Below are 245 nucleotides of genomic sequence, written 5' to 3' on the forward strand. Positions count from 1 at the left end.
AACCGAAGTGGAAGTACCTGTAATGTTGCTTTGATTTACTAATGTTGATGAAAAATTAGAAGTCGTAGATACCTGAACTCTATAGCTGTCTGCTCCCGAAGAAGTATTCCAACTCAAGTTGGGCGTTACAGAAATACCCGTAGCTGCATCTGCCGGAGCGCTTAACTGCGGAACACTAGCTAAGGTAGGTGTGTTCGATATCATTGCCAAGTTATTAATCTCTGTTGCGCTCAAGGCTGTGTTGT

Annotated in this window: 1 protein-coding gene; it reads right to left on the reverse strand. The window is 43.3% G+C overall.

Annotated features, from left to right (window positions below; translation table 11 throughout):
- Positions 1-245: hypothetical protein (locus tag ON07_RS16625; protein WP_010232718.1), on the reverse strand; the 245-nt coding region annotated here is incomplete at both ends.

This window comes from Gillisia marina, assembly GCF_000258765.1.
GTDB classification, from domain to species: domain Bacteria; phylum Bacteroidota; class Bacteroidia; order Flavobacteriales; family Flavobacteriaceae; genus Gillisia; species Gillisia marina.